General features: G+C 70.4%; 1 protein-coding gene. It reads left to right on the top strand.

The features are described from left to right. Nucleotides 1-39 precede the first annotated feature (39 nt). Nucleotides 40-416 (top strand): formate dehydrogenase accessory sulfurtransferase FdhD (locus G4D87_RS40190; RefSeq protein WP_371928661.1); only part of this gene is annotated, 377 nt, incomplete at its 3' end.

Here is a 416-nt window from a genome sequence, read left to right as displayed (position 1 = left end):
GCCCACCTGCGCCCGAGCCGCCCCGCGCCCCTGCCCCCCGTGGAGGCCCGCGGCGTCACGCGTCGCTCCGTCCAGCGATACAACGGCGCCACGCTGCTCCCGGCCCAGGAGGACGACCTCGCGGTGGAGGAGCCGCTGGAGATTCGCGTCAGCGGAGAGTCGGTGGCCACCACCATGCGCACGCCAGGACATGACCGCGAGCTGGCCACCGGCTTCCTCTTCGCCGAGGGCATCCTCCAGAGCGTGGACGACCTGGGCGGGCTGGCCCACTGCGGACGGCCGGGCGAGGAGGGCTTCGGCAACGTCATCGAAGTCACCCCCGCCCCCGGCGCCTTCCTCGACGTCTGTCTCTTATACTCCTCTCCGATCCCACCAGACAAGACGAGGACCCACCCGACCACAGCTGATTCTACAAA

The sequence above is a fragment of the Myxococcus vastator genome, from assembly GCF_010894475.1.
Taxonomy (GTDB): Bacteria; Myxococcota; Myxococcia; order Myxococcales; family Myxococcaceae; genus Myxococcus; species Myxococcus vastator.
Note: the sequence above shows the minus strand (reverse complement) of the source record. Positions and strands in the feature narration are given on the sequence as shown.